At 69.8% G+C, this 18449-nt stretch carries 19 protein-coding genes; 14 read left to right on the top strand and 5 right to left on the bottom strand.

Annotation, left to right across the window (positions count from 1 at the left end; genetic code table 11):
• Positions 1-64: 64 nt before the first annotated feature.
• The 8 genes from ATM97_RS22295 to ATM97_RS22260 all read left to right on the top strand — a co-directional run bounded on the left by ATM97_RS22295 (position 65) and on the right by ATM97_RS22260 (position 8325).
• Positions 65-805 (top strand): IclR family transcriptional regulator, encoded by a 741-nt coding sequence (locus ATM97_RS22295; RefSeq protein ID WP_218720000.1) that lies wholly within the window; start codon positions 65-67, stop codon positions 803-805.
• Between the two features lie 312 nt (positions 806-1117).
• A complete protein-coding gene (locus tag ATM97_RS22290) occupies positions 1118-2200 on the top strand; it encodes an ABC transporter substrate-binding protein (RefSeq protein WP_218719999.1) in 1083 nt (360 codons plus the stop codon).
• A complete protein-coding gene (locus tag ATM97_RS22285; protein ID WP_218719998.1) occupies positions 2197-3057 on the top strand; it encodes an ABC transporter ATP-binding protein in 861 nt (286 codons plus the stop codon). The genes ATM97_RS22290 and ATM97_RS22285 overlap by 4 nt, the downstream gene beginning before the upstream one ends.
• Positions 3050-3943, top strand: coding sequence for an ABC transporter permease (locus ATM97_RS22280; protein WP_218719997.1), 894 nt, complete (start codon positions 3050-3052; stop codon positions 3941-3943). Before ATM97_RS22285 ends, ATM97_RS22280 begins: the two co-directional genes overlap by 8 nt.
• Before the next feature lie 14 nt (positions 3944-3957).
• A complete protein-coding gene (locus ATM97_RS22275; protein WP_218719996.1) occupies positions 3958-5298 on the top strand; it encodes an LLM class flavin-dependent oxidoreductase in 1341 nt (446 codons plus the stop codon).
• A 106-nt stretch (positions 5299-5404) separates the two neighbouring features.
• On the top strand, positions 5405-6340 hold the full coding sequence (locus ATM97_RS22270; protein ID WP_218719995.1) for a TauD/TfdA family dioxygenase: 936 nt from the start codon (positions 5405-5407) through the stop codon (positions 6338-6340).
• 60 nt (positions 6341-6400) lie between these two features.
• Positions 6401-7990 (top strand): FAD-dependent oxidoreductase, encoded by a 1590-nt coding sequence (locus tag ATM97_RS22265; RefSeq protein ID WP_218719994.1) that lies wholly within the window; start codon positions 6401-6403, stop codon positions 7988-7990.
• Entirely contained in the window at positions 7987-8325 is a 339-nt protein-coding gene (locus tag ATM97_RS22260; RefSeq protein ID WP_218719993.1) for a ferredoxin family protein, read from the top strand. The genes ATM97_RS22265 and ATM97_RS22260 overlap by 4 nt, the downstream gene beginning before the upstream one ends.
• Here ATM97_RS22260 and ATM97_RS22255 read toward each other — a convergent pair.
• Positions 8315-9031: a 2'-5' RNA ligase family protein gene (locus tag ATM97_RS22255; RefSeq protein ID WP_218719992.1), complete on the bottom strand. Its 717-nt coding sequence runs from the start codon at positions 9029-9031 to the stop codon at positions 8315-8317. The genes ATM97_RS22260 and ATM97_RS22255 overlap by 11 nt on opposite strands.
• Positions 9032-9291: 260 nt before the next feature.
• Here ATM97_RS22255 and ATM97_RS22250 point away from each other — a divergent pair, with 260 nt between their 5' ends.
• On the top strand, positions 9292-9633 hold the full coding sequence (locus ATM97_RS22250) for a hypothetical protein (protein ID WP_218719991.1): 342 nt from the start codon (positions 9292-9294) through the stop codon (positions 9631-9633).
• Between the two features lie 21 nt (positions 9634-9654).
• Here ATM97_RS22250 and ATM97_RS22245 read toward each other — a convergent pair whose 3' ends face one another.
• From ATM97_RS22245 to ATM97_RS22235, 3 genes are all read right to left on the bottom strand, one after another.
• Positions 9655-10641, bottom strand: a complete 987-nt coding sequence (locus ATM97_RS22245; RefSeq protein WP_218719990.1) for a CdaR family transcriptional regulator — start codon at positions 10639-10641, stop codon at positions 9655-9657.
• Between the two features lie 96 nt (positions 10642-10737).
• The gene (locus ATM97_RS22240) at positions 10738-11109 is read right to left on the bottom strand and encodes a nuclear transport factor 2 family protein (protein WP_218719989.1); all 372 of its coding nucleotides are present in this window, start codon (positions 11107-11109) and stop codon (positions 10738-10740) included.
• A gap of 69 nt (positions 11110-11178) precedes the next feature.
• Complete coding sequence (locus ATM97_RS22235; RefSeq protein ID WP_218719988.1) at positions 11179-11748, bottom strand: hypothetical protein; 570 nt, start codon at positions 11746-11748, stop codon at positions 11179-11181.
• Positions 11749-12375: 627 nt separating this feature from the next.
• On the opposite strand from ATM97_RS22235, the gene ATM97_RS22230 reads away from it, so the two are divergent.
• The 4 genes from ATM97_RS22230 (at position 12376) to ATM97_RS22215 (ending at position 16598) form a co-directional block, all read left to right on the top strand.
• Complete coding sequence (locus ATM97_RS22230; RefSeq protein ID WP_218719987.1) at positions 12376-12909, top strand: hypothetical protein; 534 nt, start codon at positions 12376-12378, stop codon at positions 12907-12909.
• Positions 12910-12925: 16 nt separating this feature from the next.
• A complete protein-coding gene (locus ATM97_RS22225) occupies positions 12926-14530 on the top strand; it encodes an MFS transporter (protein WP_218719986.1) in 1605 nt (534 codons plus the stop codon).
• Positions 14531-14893: 363 nt separating this feature from the next.
• On the top strand, positions 14894-15226 hold the full coding sequence (locus ATM97_RS22220; RefSeq protein WP_255588246.1) for an acetyltransferase: 333 nt from the start codon (positions 14894-14896) through the stop codon (positions 15224-15226).
• A 52-nt stretch (positions 15227-15278) separates the two neighbouring features.
• Entirely contained in the window at positions 15279-16598 is a 1320-nt protein-coding gene (locus ATM97_RS22215) for a diacylglycerol kinase family protein (RefSeq protein ID WP_218719984.1), read from the top strand.
• Between the two features lie 28 nt (positions 16599-16626).
• Here ATM97_RS22215 and ATM97_RS22210 read toward each other — a convergent pair whose 3' ends face one another.
• Positions 16627-16878, bottom strand: a complete 252-nt coding sequence (locus tag ATM97_RS22210; protein WP_218719983.1) for a hypothetical protein — start codon at positions 16876-16878, stop codon at positions 16627-16629.
• A gap of 149 nt (positions 16879-17027) precedes the next feature.
• On the opposite strand from ATM97_RS22210, the gene ATM97_RS22205 reads away from it, so the two are divergent.
• Positions 17028-18449 (top strand): condensation domain-containing protein, encoded by a 1422-nt coding sequence (locus ATM97_RS22205; RefSeq protein WP_218719982.1) that lies wholly within the window; start codon positions 17028-17030, stop codon positions 18447-18449.

Below are 18449 nucleotides of genomic sequence, written 5' to 3'. Positions count from 1 at the left end.
GAAGGATTGCGCCTGATCACGGCAGTGGCGATAGTTCACGGCACTTCGTCGAGAGGGAGCCGCCATGACCGCCACCGAACCGCCGCGTTCCGGCGCGCAAGCAGTCGACCGCGCGGTGCACGTGTTGAACTGCTTCCAGGGCAGCGATCCCGAACTCTCGCTCAGTGAACTCGCGCAGCGGGCGGGACTGCCGGTCAGCACCACCTTCCGGCTCGCCCAGGCGTTGGTGCGCGGCCGGCTGCTCGAGCAGGATCCGACCACCGATCGCTACCGGATCGGGCACGGGCTGGCCTGCCTGGCCAGACCCGCGCTCTCGCGGCTGGGCCTCGACGCCGCCGCACCGCATCTGTACGCTCTCGCGGCCGGCATCAAGATCACCGTCAGTTTGAGCGTGCCCGACGCCGAGGAAGCGCTCACCGTCTTCCAGGCCCGGCCGCCGGTGTACTTCTGCCACAACCAGATTCCGCAGGAGCGCAGGCCGCTGCACACCAGCGCGGTCGGCCACGCCCTGCTCGCGCACACTCCGGCCAGAGCCGACGCCGGCACCGGCGAACTGTTCGACGCCGTACGCAGGCGCGGGTTCGCGGTCGAGGAGATCGACAGCGAGGAACCGATCCGCGCGATCGCCGTCCCGGTGCTCGGGCCGGACAAGCAGGTCTGGGGCGCACTGGGCGTGCAGGCGCGTTCGGTGCGCCTCGACCGTGATCTCGTGCGGGCCGTCGTGCCCGCCATGCACCAGATCGCCGTGCGCATCGGACCGTATTTCCACGCGGGCGCCGCTGGTACGGGATTCGGCGCACCGTGATTTCCACGATGCGAAAACAGCATTGCCGCCCGGATCCCAGCGGGCGCACTATGGAATCCGTTGCGGCGCAGCCTTCGCCGCACTTCATCAGGAAAGTCCCGTCATGATCGAATCCCCCGCGCTCGTCCGCCGCCGTACGGTGGACCTGATGCGCCTGTCGCCCGGATTCTGTCGCCGCTGACGCCGCGGCGGCATCCCAGGTCCGCCGATTCCTCTTTTCTCACCCCCGGTAATCCGTTCGCGCGGAGCGTCGCGGCGTGCGCCCGTGTGGCCGCCGCACGGTCACGCGTGCCGTCGAAAGAACCCCGAAACATGTTCTCCACCCTCTTCCGACGACGTCCGCTGCGTGCGCTCGCCGCCGCGCTCGTCGTTCCCGCCGCCCTCGCGGTGGTCACCGCGTGCGGCGCCACCGATGCGCCGACGACCGCCGACGGCAAGACCGTCCTGCGCTATCAGGGCCAGACCGGCCTGGTCACCGCCTTCGAACTCGCCGACCACCTCGGCTACTTCAGCAAGATCGGTCTGCAGTGGGAAGGCGACACCACCAGTGGACCGGCCAACATCCAGGCCGCCGCCACCAAGCAGATCGAATTCGGCAGCGCGTTCAACGGCGCGGTGGTCAAGCTCGCCGCCGGTGGCGCCCCGGTACAGGCGGTGCTCAGTTCCTACGGCTCCGATGCCAAGTCCTTCACCGGCTACTTCGTTCGCGACGATTCCGGCATCACCACCGCCCGTGACCTGATCGGCAAGAAGGTCGGCGTCAACACCCTCGGGGCCCACCACGAGTTCGTCACCCGGGAATGGTTGCACCAGCAGGGCCTCAGCGAGGCCGAGATCAAGCAGGTCCAGCTGATCGTGGTGCCGCCGATCAATACCGAGGAGGCGTTGCGCAGCGGCCAGATCGACGTCGCCGCGCTGGGCGGTGTGTATCGGGAGAGGGCGGTGGCACGCGGCGGCCTGCACCCGCTGTTCACCGACAAGGACATCTTCGGCGAATTCGACTACGGCACCTACGTCTTCCGCAAGGACTACATCGCCCAGAACGGCGAGGCGGTCAAGGACTTCGTGCAGGGCACGGCGCGGGCGACCCGCTGGCTGCAGATCACCCCGCGCGACGAGGTGGTCGCCACGTTCGCCGAGATCATCTCCAAGCGGGGCCGCAACGAGAACCTGAAGCTGCTCGACTACTGGCGCAGCTCCGGCATCCCGGTCGCGGGCGCAGTGATCGCCGAGCGCGAGATCCAGATCTGGATCGACTGGCTCGAGCGCAACGGCGAACTGCCCAAGGGCAAGATCGCCGCCAAGGACCTCTACACCAACCAGGACAACCCCTACGCCAACGGCACCTACCAGCCGACCAGTGGCCCGACCGGAGAGGTCGTCGCCGCGAAATGAGCACCACCACAGCAAAACTCGCGCTGCGGGGCGTCGGCAAGCAGTTCGCCGTGCGCGGCGCGGCCGAGAAGTTCACCGCGATCGACGACATCAGCATCGAGGTCGGCGCGGGTGAGTTCCTGGTCCTGGTCGGCCCCAGCGGCTCCGGCAAGTCCACCCTGCTGGATCTGCTCGGCGGCCTGAGCACCCCCAGCGCGGGACAGATCCTGCTCGACGGCGCCCCGATCACCGGCCCCGGCCTCGACCGCGGCGTGGTGTTCCAGCAGTACGCGCTGCTGCCGTGGCGCACCGCCCGCGCCAATATCCAGTTCGGCCTCGAGGCCAAGGGCGTGGCCCGCAAGGAACGCAAGGCGATCGCCGATCACTACCTGGAGCTGGTCGGACTGGCCGCTTTCGGTGACCGCTACCCGCACGAACTCTCCGGCGGCATGAAGCAGCGCGTGGCGATCGCCCGCAGTCTGGCCTTCGACCCCGAGGTGCTGCTCATGGACGAGCCGTTCGCCGCGCTCGACGCGCAGACCAGGGAATCGCTGCAGGACGAACTGCTGCGCATCTGGCGCACGACGGGCAAGACCATCCTGTTCATCACCCACGGCATCGACGAGGCCGTGTACCTGGGCCAGCGTGTCGCGGTGCTCACCTCGCGGCCCGGCCGGATCAAGGCCGTGATCGACATCGACATCGACCGCACCGGCGACATCGACGTCCGCTCCAGCGAACAGTTCCGCGACTACCGCCACCGGATCTGGACCGAACTGCAGAGCGAGGTGAGCCGGGCCCAGCGGCTCGAGCTCGCCACCGACGACAGCACCGCCGAGGCGGCCGCGTCCACCGACAGGAGCCCCGCCCATGTCTAGCGCCGTCCCCGTCCTCGCCCGCCCCACCGACGTCGCCGCGCAACCAGCCGCTTCCCTGGCCGTTCCGGTCCCACGACCCACGATCCCCGCCGGTCTGACCCGCGCCGCGCGAGCGACGGGGATCACCCTGGTCCGGCTCACCAAGCCGCTGCTCGCCTTCGCGCTGTTGCTCGGCGCCTGGGAACTCGCGCCGCGGCTCGGCCTGGTCGACGAGGTGTTCCTGCCGCCGTTCTCGGTGGTGGTGCAGGCCTTCGCCGAATTGGCCGCCAACGGTCAACTGGGCGAACACATCTCGGCCAGTCTCACCCGGTCCGTCACCGGCTTCTCGATCGCCCTGGTGATCGCGGTGCCGGTCGGGATCGCGATCGCCTGGTACAAGCCCGTCTCGGACTTCCTCAATCCGGTGCTCGAGCTGTTCCGCAACACCGCCGCCCTGGCACTGCTGCCGGTGTTCGTGCTGATCCTCGGTATCGGTGAGACCTCCAAGATCGCGCTGATCGGCTACGCGACGTTCTTCCCGATCCTGCTCAACACCATCACCGGTGTGCGCACGGTCGACCCGCTGCTGGTGAAGTCGGCGGTGTCGCTGGGCTTCTCGCCGATCCAGCTGTTCCAGAAGGTCATCCTGCCCGCGGCCATCCCGTCGATCTTCACCGGTATCAGGATGGCGGCAGCGGGCTCGATCCTGGTCCTCATCGCCGCCGAGATGGTCGGCGCCAGAGCCGGTCTCGGCTATCTGATCACCGCGGCCCAGCAGAACTTCCAGATTCCACAGATGTACGCCGGCATCGTGGCCATCTCGCTGATCGGCCTCGGCTTCAACTTCGCCCTCGTCGCGCTGGAACGTCGCCTCTCCCGCTGGCGCACCTCGCCCACCGACGCCTGACCAGGAGTTACCCCATGTCCCGCAAGACCTTCCACCTCAACGCCTTCCTGATGGGCGTCGGCCATCACGAGGCGGCCTGGCGCCACCCGCGTACCGACGCGCACCGGGTGCTCGACGTGCGGCACTTCCAGGAGCTGGCCCGCATCGCCGAGCGCGGCAAGCTCGACTCGGTGTTCTTCGCCGATACCCTGGCGGTGGGCCCGCGCATCGAACGCAACACCCTCGCGGTGTTCGAACCGGTGACGCTGCTGTCGGCGATCGCGACCGCCACCGAGCGGATCGGCCTGATCGCCACCGCCTCCACCAGCTACAACGAGCCGTTCAACCTCGCCCGCAAGTTCGCCTCGCTCGATCACATCAGCGCGGGCCGGGCGGGCTGGAACATCGTCACCTCCGGCAGCGTCGACGAGGCCTACAACTTCGGCCTCGACGCGATCCCCGAGCACGCGCGCCGCTACGAACGGGCCGAGGAGTTCGTCGACGTGGCCCTGGCCCTGTGGGACAGCTGGGAGTCCGAGGCGATCGTGCTCGACACCGAGGCGGGCGTGTTCGCCGATCCCTCCCGGGTGCACACCCTCGACTACGCCGGTGAGCGGTTCCGGGTGCGTGGCCCGCTCAATTCGCCACGGGGGCCGCAGGGCAGGCCGCTGCTGGTGCAGGCCGGATCCTCGGAGTCGGGCAAGGAGTTCGCAGCACACCGGGCCGAGGCGGTGTTCACCGCGCAGCGCACCGTCGAGGAGGGTGTGCGGTTCTACCGCGACCTCAAGAGCAGACTGGCGAAGTACGGTCGCGCCGAACACGAGCTGAAGGTGCTGCCCGGCCTGGTGCCCTTCATCGCCGACACCGCCGCGGAGGCGAAGGCGCTCGAGCAGGAGTTCACCGACCTCATCTCGCCCGACTACGCGCTGCGCCAGCTCTCGTCCATGCTCGGTGTCGACCTCACCGCGCACGCGCTGGACGCGCCGCTGCCCCCGCTGCCCGCCGAGAGCGAGATCGAGGGCGGCAAGAGCCGGTTCACGCTGGTCAAGGAACTGGCCGAGACCGAGGACCTCACCGTGCGTCAGCTCATCGGCAAGCTGGGCGGTGGCCGCGGGCACCGCACCTTCGCCGGCACTCCCGACCAGGTCGCCGACGAACTGCAGACCTGGTTCGAGGCGGGCGCCGCCGACGGCTTCAACATCATGCCGCCGTATCTGCCCGGCGGCCTTGCCGACTTCGTCGACCGGGTGGTGCCGATCCTGCAGGAGCGCGGTCTGTTCCGAGCCGACTACGAATCCACCACGCTGCGCGGCCACTACGGCCTCGAACCGGTGGAAAGCCAGTTCGCCCAGCGAGATTCGCGGGTCAGCGCCTGATGCGCACCCGACGTCTCGACATCGACCTCATGCGGGTGGTGAGCAGTTCCTGTCCGGGCCACCGAGCCCACTGCCCCCAGCCCGGCATCCCCGAAGGACCGAGAACATGACCACCATCGAAACCCCCCGCACCGCCACCGCACTGGAGATCACCCCGGTCGCCGGGCACATCGGCGCCGAGGTCACCGGCGTCGACCTGCGCACCGAGCTCACCGACGACCAGGTCGCCGAGCTCACCGCCGCCCTGCACCGGCACAAGGTGCTGTTCATCCGCGATCAGCAGATCGGTCACGCCGAGCAGATCGCCTTCTCCCGCCGCTTCGGCGCCGTCACCCCGTCACACCCCTACGACGACGACGCGCCCACCGAGCACCCGGAGATCCTGGCCGTCGACAGCCGCCTCTACGAGAAGCGCTTCGGCCGCAAGAAGTTCAGCTACACAAACCAGTGGCATACCGATGTCTCCCCGCTGATCAACCCGCCCGCGGCCTCGATCCTGCGCGCGGAGATCGCCCCCGAACGCGGTGGTGACACCCAGTGGACCAACCTGGCCGCCGCCTACGCCGGGCTGCCGGAGTCGCTGCGCACCTTCCTCGACGGCCTGCGCGCCGAGCACCGCTTCGGCGGCCGGATCCCGCCGTGGGAGGCCGACAGCGACTACGCCCGCAAGATCGCGGCCGCGCCGCTGGTCACCGAGCACCCCGTGGTCCGGGTACATCCGGTGACCGGCGAGCGGGTGCTGTTCGTGAACCCGGGCTTCACCACCCGGATCATCGGCCTGACCCCGCCCCAGAGCGATTCCCTGTTGCAGCTGCTCTTCGACGAGATCTCCCACCCCGCCTACACCGTCCGATTCCGGTGGGAGAAGGGCAGCATCGCGTTCTGGGACAACCGCGCCACCGCGCACCTGGCCCCGAGCGATCTGGACCATCTCGACGTCACCCGGGTGCTCTACCGCACCACCCTCGAGGGCGAGGTCCCGGTCGGCGTCGACGGCACGGCCTCGCGCTCGGTGGCCGGCGAGAAGTTCACCGGCGCCTGATTTCCCCTCCGGTGCCCGGCCCCCGGCCGGGCACCGGTCTTCTCGACAGGAGAACGATCCATGAGCGATACCTGGCACACCAGCACCGATGTCCTGGTGATCGGCGGCGGTCCCGCCGCGTCCTGGGCGGCGATCCACGCCAGGGAGGCGGGCGCGGAGGTGATCCTGGTCGACAAGGGCTACTGCGGCACCAGCGGCGCCACCGCGCCGTCGGGCACCGGCGTCTGGTACGTCGCGCCCGAGGCCACGGCCCGCGCGAGCGCGAAAGCGTCCCGGGAGGCGCTGGGCGGGCACCTCGCCGACCACTACTGGATGGACCGCGTCCTCGACCAGACCTACACGAACATGAACCGGCTCGCCGTCGAGGGCCGCTACCCCTTCCCCGTCGATCCGGCGACCGGCGAGCAGTTGCGCACCGGCGTGCAGGGCCCGGAGTACATGCGCCGGATGCGCGCCTGGCTACAGCGCATCGGGGTGCGGATCCACGACCACTCCCCCGCCCTGGAACTGCTCGTCGACGACACCGGCGCGGTCCGCGGCGCGGCGGGTCATCAGCGTCAGCTCGACCGGGACTACCGGATCACCGCGGGCGCGGTGGTGCTGGCCTCGGGCGGATGCGCGTTCCTGTCCGGGGCGCTGGGCACCAATGTCGACACCGGCGACGGCGCGTTGCTGGCGGCCGAGGTGGGCGCCCGGTTCTCGGGCATGGAGTTCTCCAACGCCTACGCGATCGTGCCCAAGGGCTCGACCATCACCAAGACCGCCTACTACGGCTACGCCACCTTCTTCGGCGAGGACGGCCGGGTGCTCGAGGACGCCGGGTCCACCAAGGGACGGTCCGTGATCGCGCGAACCCTGTTGCAGGAGAGGGTGTTCGCCCAGCTCGATCGCGCCGACGCGACCGTGCAGGCACAGATGCGCCTCGGGCAGCCGAACTTCTTCCTGCAGTTCGACCGCCGTAGGATCGACCCGTTCACCCAGCGTTTCGAGATCGATCTGCTCGCCGAGGGCACCGTGCGCGGCACCGGCGGCATCGACGTGGTCGACGACGACTGCGCCACCACGATCCCCGGTCTCTACGCCGCCGGCGACGCCGCGACCAGGGAGCGGATCTGCGGCGGCTTCACCGGCGGCGGCAGCCACAACGCGGCCTGGGCGATGTCGTCGGGCAGCTGGGCGGGGGCGGGCGCCGCGCGCTATGCCCGCACGGCGCGGGTGGGCGGCGAGGTCGAGGGTGCGGGCCGGGTCGGCCTGCGACCCACCGGTTCCGGCACGCTCACCGCCGACGAGGTGGTCGCGGCCGCCAAGGCCGAGCTGATCCCGTTCGAGAAGAACTACCTGCGCCACGGCGACCGGTTGCGGCCCGCGCTCGCCCGCCTCGACGAGTTGTGGACCGCCGCCGCCGACGGGCTGGCGGGCACCACCGGCGACGAACGGGTCAGGGCACGCCAGGCCACGGCGATCACCGCGGTCGGCAGGCTGATGTACCGATCGACGTTGTCACGCACCGAAACCCGGGGCATGAGCAAACGGGCCGATCATCCCGGCATCGATCCGGCGCAGCACCATCATATGGTCTCCGGCGGCCTCGACGCCCCGTGGACCGGCACCGCCGACACGCGCAACTCCGGACTGGCGGTGGCGTCGTGATCGAATTGCTGCGCGCGCAGGATTGCATCGGCTGCGACAAATGCGTGCTCGCCTGCCCCACCAACGTGTTCGACCGCACCGCCGAGGGCATCCCGGTGATCGCGAGGCAATCGGACTGCCAGACCTGCTTCATGTGCGAGGCGTACTGCCCCACCGACGCGCTCTACGTGTCCCCGGAGTCGACCGCGCTCCCGCGTGCGGCGACGCTGCCGACCGAGCACATCGGCCGGTACCGGGAGAAGCTCGGCTGGGGCAAGGGCCGGACCGCAGGCGCTCGCGTCGCGGTGGGCCCGCGCCTGCCGCACGGCACGCCACCGCCGCGGCTCATCCCCTGAGCAGGTCCGCCGGTCGTCGCAACGCGCCGAAGAGCGGATCGTCGTAGACGGTGGGTTCGACGACCGGATCGGGCACCCGCAGCAGGTCGGCGTTGCTCACCTCGGCCCAGTCGTATCGCTGGTTCTCACACAGCAATTCGACCAGCGACACCGACGACACGGTGTCGTCGAGGCCGAAGTCGGCGAAACCGTCCTCGGCGAGCACCGCGCGAATGTGCTCGACCGAGGTCGGCCGGGTCGCATACGCCAGGGCGAGGAAGGGCCGCAGCGGCTCACCGAACTCGGGGATCCGCTCCCGGATCCACACCTCGGTCAGCGCACGGGTGAGGTCCTCGCGGACCTCGAGCAGATCGGCGGGCAGCTCGATCGGCAGACGGATCGAGTCGGCGGCAACCACGGGAGCGCCGAAGGTGAGCTGGAACGGGGCGCGCTCGGCGAGCGCGGCGCGCGAACCGGCGACCAGCGCCGCGAGATGCACTCCCTTGACCCCGTCGACGAAGCCGATGCCCTGGACCCCGATCCGCAGACGGCCGGCGTCGACGGGTTCGAAGCCGGGCAGCCTGGTCAGGGTCGGCGCGAAGATCTCCACCAGCTTGTCGGCGACGGGCTGGGTCGGCGTGACCTGCCAGTCGTAGAAGGACCGCCCCGGTGTCCATCCCGGCCGCCACCACCAGCGGCTGGCAACCGTCATCTCGCTCGCGCTCATCGACCCACCTCCCGATCTCGGCCGCTCGCCCCAGCGACTACCCGGTTGACCGGCACGTCTGTCCGCGAACAACAGATTCGGCCAGTTCACCCCGACGTACCGGACACGATCGGCAACCCGTCTGCGATGCCAGTTACCTGTCAGCGACGGTATTACCCGGCGAGGTCGACCCGCAACACGGCGAGACCGTTCCGTTGCACCTTCGATCCCGAGTCCACGCTGTGGACCGCGGCCTGTCGGCGCGCACTACACTGGCCCTCATGCCAGTTCGTCGGCTGATCACGCTGTGCGCGTTCGCCCTCCTGTTGCCCTTCGCCGCCACCGCCTGCACCATGACGGGGCCCGGCACCACCTCCGAATGCAATGTCGGCGGGTGCACGGTGACCTTCGAACGCGGCGTGAGCGCCAAGGCGTCGGTGCTCGGGATCGATGCCGAACTGGTCGCCGTGAACGGCGACATGGTGACGCTGAGCATCGGCGGTCAGCAGCTGACGGTGCCGGTCGGGCAGTCGCAGGCGGCCAACGGCATGGACGTCCGGGTCAGCGAGGTCACCCAGGACAAGGTCGTCGTCGTGCTGTCGACCGGTCTGAACCAGAACTGACGTGCGGCGAAAGCCGGTGCGCTACACCGGTTCCGCACTGCGGTAGCTGCGCGCGACCAGCGCCGACCGCAAGCGCCACAGCCCGTGGCTGCGGGTCGCGTCGCAGCCGGTCAGCCGGGCGATGCGCTCGAGCCGGAAATCGACGGTGTTGGGATGCACGTGCAGGGCGCGCGCGGTGCGCTGCCGGTTCACGTCGTGCGCGATGTGGCACTGCAGGGTGGCGAACAGTTCGGGGTGCTCGTCGAGCGGATCCAGCAGGGCCGCAAGGAAATCCCGCCCGGGGCCGGGCCTGGTCAGCTGGTATTCCAGCGCCAGGTCGGCGAAGTGGTGCAGCCGGCCGTCGACGCCGAGCCGCTGCACCATATCGAGCAGACTGTGCGTCCGGTCCGCCCAGGTCGGCAACGCGTCACTGGGGCAGTGCGCGACCGCCGCGGTGATCGGCACTCCCGCGGCATGGGTCAGCGCGGCGAAGAGCGGCTCGAGTTCGTCGGCGTCGACATCGCCGGGAATCAGCGCGGTGCCGCCGTCGCCGGTCAGCAGCGACAGCGCGGTGCCGTCGGACCAGCGGAACAATTCGGCGCGCATCTGTTCGAGCCTGCGCCTGGCCTGCGCGCGGTCGGGACGCACCCGGCCCGCGGACTCCGGATGGTCGGCAACGGCCAGCGCGAGGACCCAGTAGTGCGACGCGATCTCGACCCCGCAGCGCCGCGCCATGGTCGCGGTCGCGCTGCCGTCGAGCAGGGCCGCCGTGATCGCGTGCACCGCGCTGTGGTGTTCGCGCAGCACCGCGTAGCGCAGCACCGTCTCCAGAGAGACGCCCTGGCGCACCCACGCGGCGACGACGTCCTCGATCTCGGCGGCGCCCACCGTGTCCTCGGCCTCGGTGAACGCGGCGACCAGGCGTTGCACCCGGCCCGCGTCGTCTCCGTGCGCGGCGATCGGCATCGTCGTGCGCCACTCGCCGTCGGAGCCCGACGCCCGCGCGAGGACGGAATTCGACCTCGTCATGTACAGGCCTCCTCGATGTTCTGGTCCCGACCCGAGCACCACGCTACGGAGAAGGCGGTGCCGCCGATGTCCAACATTCTGGACATCGCCGACCGCTCAGCCGAGCACGTTCGGCTGGTCCAGGATCCAGCGCCAGCTACCGTCCGGCTGCCTGCGTGCGACCTCGACCGTGGCCCCGGTTCCGCCGGGCAGCCGCGACGAGGTGAGCGCGAGATCGCCCGCGCGTAATGCGGGCGCCTGCGCGCCGAGCTGAAACACCGGCCGATCCGCGATCAGGCGCGCGTAGGCGGCTCTGATCTCGGCGATGCCGGTCGCCACCACGCCGTCCGGCAGGGCGAGCACCGCCTCGGATTCATACAGTTCGACCAGGCCGTCCACGTCACCGGCATTCAGCCGTTCGACCACCAGCCGGCTCAGATCCTCCGGACGCCGCGCTCGTTCGCGCACACCGTCGACACTGTCGGTCATCGTCACCCTCCTCGACATGGGCTGTGCGCCAACGGTAACGCCGGGGTCCGACAGAACCGGACGACCGTCTCAGTGCTCGTCGTGCAGGTCGACGGAGTAGCGGTACCAGTTCCCGTCGAACGGGATGTAGACGGGCTGGTAGGTGGCGGGGGCGTGGACCGGCGGCCGCGCACCGTCGGGAAAGTAGGCCAGGCCCCCGAGCGACTCCCCGATCCGGAACAGGCAGCCGCCGTCGCTCGCGGCGACCGAGTGCACCCGGACGACACCGATCCAGCCTGCCCGGGTCTCGTCGCACCCCGCGCGGGCCACCTCCGTCACCGCCGATTCCGACAGCCACCACGCCACCCGATCCGGAATCCCGGCCACGGCGGCGCCGATGCCGACCGACACCACCAGCGGCGCGACCAGCACCGTGCCGTAGCGCCGGTAGCGCGCGCACCCGATCGGCGCGCACACCATCCACAGCACCCCGGCGACCAGCAGCGCGAGCCCGCCGCCGACCGTGACCAACAGGTCGAACTCGGTGGCGTCGTTCAGGACGAGGACGCCGATCGCTCCGGCCGCCAGCACGATCGATGTGCGCATCGCCAGCACCCAGCGCCGGGGCGCCGGCGCGGCCTCGGTGTCCACGGTCGTCATGGGCCCACCTTACAAACGCACCGGCCGGAAACGGCGAAACCCCTGAAGGCCCGGGGCTTTCAGGGGTTTCGCGCGCACAGATCACACCGTCACAGCGGCGGGAATCCCGCCGAGCCGGTCGCCATCCAGTTCCAGAATCCGGCGGCACGGTTGACCAGCAGGGCAATGACGTCGAGAGCAGTGCTTCCCATCAAGCTTCCTCACATTCGGATGAACGATTCGCTTGCCCACCATAGCAACTCGTGACCGCCGATCACGAGGCGATCTCGAAGCACTGGAGCATTACCAGCCGGACCGCGCGCGCATTCGTTTCGCCGACAACGCGATCGCCGTTTCAGCAGGTGAGGGCGTCGACGGAGCGAAATCGGCGCGGGCAGCGAGTTCCGCGCATACCGGGTGCGCCGGCCGATCAATTTCCGGCCGGGCCGCAATTTCCGCGGGTGGCGGGCCACGAATTCTCGCCGTCGACATATTCGCCGCACGTGGCGCGGCGCGCACCGACGCCGCGCCACGGCGGCGCCGGAGGGCGAACCTCCTCGCGGCCGTGGCGAACCGCGAATACAGTACACAGGGAGCAAACCTTTCCGACGTGAGACCGGTAGCGCCCGACGAACACGGTGAGGACAGATGGACGGCACCACCCACGAGCTGTTGCACAGGCCCCTGTTCTCCCGGGTCCCCCTCGATCAGCGCAATGCGGCCAGTCGCATCAGCGCCTATATCTACGGCAACGTGCTGATTCTCGCCGCTTTGATCCCGGTCGCGCCGTCCACCGAGGACGTCGGCATCCTGGTCGTCCTCGGGACCGCGGTGTCGACGTTCATCGCGCATTCGTTCGCCGAGAGCGTCGGGCAATCGGTGCGGCAGGGCATGGCGATGCCCGCCGCGCAACGCTGGGCGAACCTGCGCGATTCGCTGCCCATCCTCACCTCGGCGGTGCTGCCGTGCGCGATTCTCGCGGCCGCGGCCTTCGGGTGGCTGCAACCACGCACCGCGCAGATCCTGGCGGAGGTCGCGATGCTGGTACGCATCGCGGGCATCGTGTTCGTCATCCGGCGGCTGCAAGGCCGGCGCCCCGACCGATCGGCACTGACCGGAGCGGTCGTGCTGGGCTGCGTCGCCACCACCGTGGTGGCGGTCAAAGTCATCCTGACCCACTGATCGCGAGGAGGACCGGATGTCGGCGACACCGGTGAAGTCCAGTTCGCTCGTCCTGCTCGTGCTGGCGGCGGGCCAGTTCCTGATGACCCTCGACAGTTCGGTGATGAACGTGTCGATGGCCACCGTCGCCCAAGACCTCGACACCACGATCACCGGCATCCAGACCGCCATCACGCTCTACACCCTGGTCATGGCCTCGCTGATGATCACCGGCGGCAAAGTGGGCGCCATCGTCGGCAGACGCCGGGTGTTCGGGATCGGCCTGGTGATCTACGGCATCGGCTCGTTCGTCACCGGCTTGGCGCCCAATCTGGCCGTCCTGCTGCTGGGCTGGTCGCTGCTGGAAGGCATCGGCGCGGCCCTGATCATGCCCGCGATCGTCTCCCTGGTCGCGGGTAACTTCGCGCCCGATCGACGACCGGCGGCCTACGGGATGGTGGCGGCGGCGGGTGCGATCGCGGTCGCCGTCGGCCCGCTGCTCGGTGGCGCGGTGACGACATTCGCGTCGTGGCGCTACGTCTTCTTCGGCGAGGTGGTCATCGTGGTGGCGATCCTGCTGGTGCTGCGCCGCGTCGAGGACGCGCCCGCCGAGCGGGTCCGCCTCGACCTGATCGGCTCGGCGCTGTCGGTCGTCGGGCTCGGCGCGATCGTGTTCGGCGTGCTGCGGTCGAGCGAATGGGGCTGGGTGCGGCCGGAATCCGGCGCCCCGGCACTGTTCGGATTGTCGGCGGTGATCTGGCTGTTGCTGGGCGGCTTGTTCACCCTGTACCTGTTCCTGCGCTGGCAGGCGTATCTGGTGGACCGCGACCGGGATCCGCTCGTCGATCCGGCGCTGCTGCGGAACCGTCAGCTCGTGGGCGGGTCGAGCATGTTCTTCGCGCAGTTCGCCGTGCAGGCCGGGGCGTTCTTCACGGTGCCACTGTTCCTGTCGGTGGTGCTCGAGCTCAGCGCGGTCGAGACCGGAGTGCGTATTCTGCCGCTGTCGGTCGCGCTGGTGCTGACCGCGGTGGGCATCCCCAAGTTCCGTCCTCATGCCAACCCGCGCCGGGTGGTCCGGCTGGGCCTGGGCGTGATCATCGTCGGGGTGCTGATGCTCGCGGCGGGCATGGATCCCGGCGCCAACGCGGCGGTGGTGTCGATCCCGATGTTGCTGATGGGGCTGGGTCTGGGCGCGCTGGCCTCGCAGCTCGGTGCGGTCACGGTCTCAGCCGTGCCCGATTCACGCACCTCCGAGGTCGGCGGGATCCAGAACACCGCGACCCAGCTCGGCGCCTCGCTGGGGACCGCGCTGATCGGGTCGGTCCTGATCGCCACGCTGACGTCCTCGGTGGTCGCCGGAATCGAGCAGAACCCGGACGTGCCGGTCGCCGTGCAACAGCAGGCCACCACCGATCTGGCTTCAGGGGTGCCGTTCCTGTCGGACCAGCAGCTCTCCGACGCCCTCGACGAGGCCGGGGTCGACGCCACCACCGCCGCCGCCGTGCAGTCGGTCAACGCCGACGCCCGCCTCGAGGCCCTGCAGGTCGCGTTCGCGGTGACCGCGCTGATCGCGGTCCTGGCGCTGTTCGGCACCGGCCTGCTGCCCCGTCGGTCCGCCTCGGGAATCACCCGTTCCGGGTGAGGTCGGCGCCGGGCCCGGCTGGTTGGCTGGAACAGGCCGACCGCAGGGTCCCGAGGCGAGGAGCGCTCGTGAACGCGTACCCCCCATCTACCGACTGATTCCGTGCCTGCCCGATTCCTTGTTCGGAGGATGCTATTTCGGTAAAATCAGAACGTTCTTCGACCGAATATCACCCGCTCGCCGACCTCGTCACCGGACTGTCGGCAGAATTGTCGGCGATCCTGTTCGCGACGGGCTGGCGTCCCTCCGCACAGCGAGGAGTCGAGCATGACCAGCAATACCTCAGCGCATCGCGCACCACCCGAAGCAGAACCCTTTCAGCGACAAGCCGTCGCGGAAGGAATATCCATCACGGCCGCGTGCATGCTTCTCATCCTGGCCGCGGTCTCGATCCTGCAGGGCATTTCCGCACTGCTGGAAGACGAAATATATGTGGCCGGAATCGACTACGTGTACGAGTTCGATACGACCACCTGGGGTTGGGTCCATGTGGTCCTCGGAGCGCTGGCGCTGATCGTCGGCGTCGGCCTGGTCCTGGGCGCCACCTGGGGCCGGTACAGCGCGCTCGGTGTCGCCGGACTGGTGATCGTCGCGAACTTCCTTTCCCTGCCCTACTACCCGGCCTGGTCGTTCATCATCATCGCCCTCAGCGTGGTGATCATCTGGGCGATCGCCACCTGGAAACCACAGCCCTGAGTCCGCCAGTGCGACGGACGACATCCCGGCCCGCGCCACGGCGGGCCGGGCGATGATCCCCGACTCCGGACGGCGGATCCGGGCCTGGTCGGCCCGGGCCGCCTTCGTGTTCGCGGCCCTGACGGCGGTGATCCCGGTGCTGTTCGCCGGGGTCGTGGGGACCCTCGGTGTGCTGATCATCGGCACCGGGGGCGTGGTCGTCACGATGGCCGCGCTGTACTGGTTCCTGACCAGGTACGGAGTGCTGCGCTGGGTATCGCTGGCGATCGCGGTGCTCTCGCCGATCTTCGTCGTCGTGGTGTTCGTGCGCGCCCGGCTGCTGTGGGTGGTGTTGCTCGCCGTCGCGGCAGCCCTGCTGGCGGTGGTCTGCGCGCGCATCGCGCTGCGCGCCGGAACACCACCCGCCACCGCGCCGGGCCGGTCGGCCCCGCGCGCCCAGCACCCGTTCCTGATCATGAATCCACGGTCCGGCGGCGGGAAGGTCGAGAAGTTCGACCTGCGTCGCCGCGCCGAGGAACTGGGTGCGGAAGTAGCGATGCTCGAGGGCCACGTCGATGTCGAGGCGCTGGCCAGACAGGCCGTCGCGCGGGGCGCGGATCTGCTCGGGGTGGCGGGCGGTGACGGAACCCAGGCCCTGGTGGCAGGCGTCGCGGCCGAGCACGATCTGCCGTTCCTGGTGATCAGCGCGGGGACCCGCAATCACTTCGCGATGGACCTCGGCCTGGATCGCGACGATCCCGCCGCCGGACTCGACGCGCTCCGCGACGGCGTGGAGCTGCGCGTGGACCTGGGCCGGATCAACGGCCTGCCGTTCGTCAACAACGCCTCGTTCGGCGTCTACGCCGAGATCGTGCGCAGTCCCGCCTACCGCGACGACAAGACCGCGACGGTCCTGCGTCTGCTGCCCGACCTGCTCGCCGGCCACACCGGCCACCAGCTCGTCGCCCGAATCGACGGCACCACGGTCGTCGGACCGCAGGCGATCCTGGTGAGCAACAACCCCTACGGCACCAGCGATCTCGCCGGCCTGAACCGCCGCGACCGCCTCGATCGCGGCATGCTCGGTGCGGTCACCGTCTCGGTCGCCAACACCCGCGACGCGGTCGGCCTGCTCCGCCGCACCCGCAGCCGCGGACTCACCCAGCACACCACCGCGCGGGTCGACGTCGACACCGACGCCCCGCAGCTCCCGGTCGGCGTCGACGGTGAGTCCCGCCGGCTCGACACGCCGGTGCACTGCGTCATCGAACCGGGCGCGCTGCGCGTGTGGGTGCCGCGCGAGCGGCCGGGAACACCGCCCGCACGGCCCACGATCGATTGGCTCCGGCTGCGCGAGTTGGCCATTCGCGGCGACGTCGCGGCATCGCGCTGAGCACAGCCCACCGATTCCGGCATTTCACTCACTGCCACACCACACCGGATGAACGGCCGGGAAACAGCACCGGACAACGGGCCACCCGAGCTGTGATGACGCCGACACCGCGCACCGACCACGGCTGAACAAAAGTGTCGACGGACACCGATGTGCACCGATATTTCCATCCGAAATATTCTGTGCGACAGCCGCAATCCACCGAACCCTCAGCACCAACCGCTGGCAGAAGAGTTTTGTTCAGCAAAACCGTGATCGCCGTCACAGGCATGAATTCCACCGCTCCGGCTATACCATCAGATCCGCCGAGGCTTCCCGGGAATTACCGCCGTCGAAGTTCCAGAGCATCAGTGGTGACACATCGACGTGCCCCTTTTCGAATCCGTCTTCCGCCGTTCCGGCATGTATTCGTCACGAGGTGAACCGGTCATGGAATACACCCACCTGTCCGAATTCGAGATCCGCCCCGGCACGTTGTCACTCTGGACACCGGAACTGCCCGCGAACGCCTGGCACCCCGACGACCGTCCGCTGACCAGCGTGCACGCCGGCTACTGCGCGAGCGTCGACCCCGCCGATCCGCGACCGGGCCGTGGCCGCTGGATCGGCACCGTCTTCGAGATGGACGCCCGGCTCGAGCGCGCCGCCTGGGCCGAGACGCTGCGCCGCTGGCATGCCCGGCACGAGGGGCTGCGCACCACGGTGCGCGCCGACGCCGCGGGCGAACCCGGCAGGCTCCTCGCGCCCGCCACCGCGGTCGGCATCGTCGAACAGCAGGTCGACGGCCTCACCGACGGGCCGAGTATCAACGAATTCCTCTGCGGCGCACTGGAACTGCGGCTGTCCCCACTGGTCTGGCCGCATCTGCTGGCCGCGACCGTCGAGCATGCCGCGACCGCGGACTTCACCGTGCTGGTGGGCGCCGATCACTCGGTGATGGACGCCTACTCCCAGGCCATCCTCATCCTGGAGCTGCGCACCCTCTACCGCGAGGTGCTGGCGGGCGAGCAGGCCCGCGAATCGGCCACGTTCGGCAGTCCCGCCGACTTCGCGGTGGTCGAGCGGGCGGCCGCCGCCGACCTCGACGCCGAATCGCCCGCGGTGGCGACCTGGCGGGAGTTCCTCGCCGGCGGCGACGGCACCATGCCACAATTCGCCCCGCACACGCACCGGCCCGTGGCCGCCGGCCTCGCGCAGCCGAGTGTGTCGCGGCGGGTGCTCGAGCTCGACCAGCTCGAACAGGTCGAGGCGGTGCTCGACCAGGTGCGGCACCGGATGTCGGTGGCGGTGTTCGCCGCACTGGCCGTCGCCCACCAGCGCCGGTTCGGCACGGAACGTCTGCGCACGGTGATGCCGATCGCGACCCGGCCCGACCTGCGCTGGCTGGAAGCGATGGGCTGGTTCGTCAATGTCGTCCCGGTCGATATCCGGGTGGAGCCCGGCGCGGGGATGGCCGCGGCGCTGGAGAGCACCCGCGCCGCGTTGCGGCGGTCGCGAACCGCCAACGACGCGTCCTGGTCGCGCGTGCTGGACATCCTCGGCGTGCGCGAGACGCCCCGGTTCGGTGTGTCCTTCCTCGACATCCGGGTGCTACCCGGCTACGAGCTCGTCGCCGACCTGCGCGGACGGACCCTGCGGGCGGAGTCGTACTCCACCGACGAGGTGTTCCTGTGGGTCGTGCGGGCCGCCGATGGCCTCTACGTGTCCACCCGATATCCCGCGGGGCTGCCCGCCGAGGTGATGGACGATTTCCTCACCGCCTTCGGCGCGGCCCTGATGGAGGTCACCGCGGCGGTCCACCTCGACGCACTCGCGCCCGTCGCGGCGCCGGTCGTCGCGCAGGCGGTATGA

This window comes from Nocardia sp. MH4, assembly GCF_019266065.1.
In the GTDB taxonomy this organism is placed as follows: Bacteria; Actinomycetota; Actinomycetes; order Mycobacteriales; family Mycobacteriaceae; genus Nocardia; species Nocardia canadensis.
Note: the sequence above shows the minus strand (reverse complement) of the source record. Positions and strands in the feature narration are given on the sequence as shown.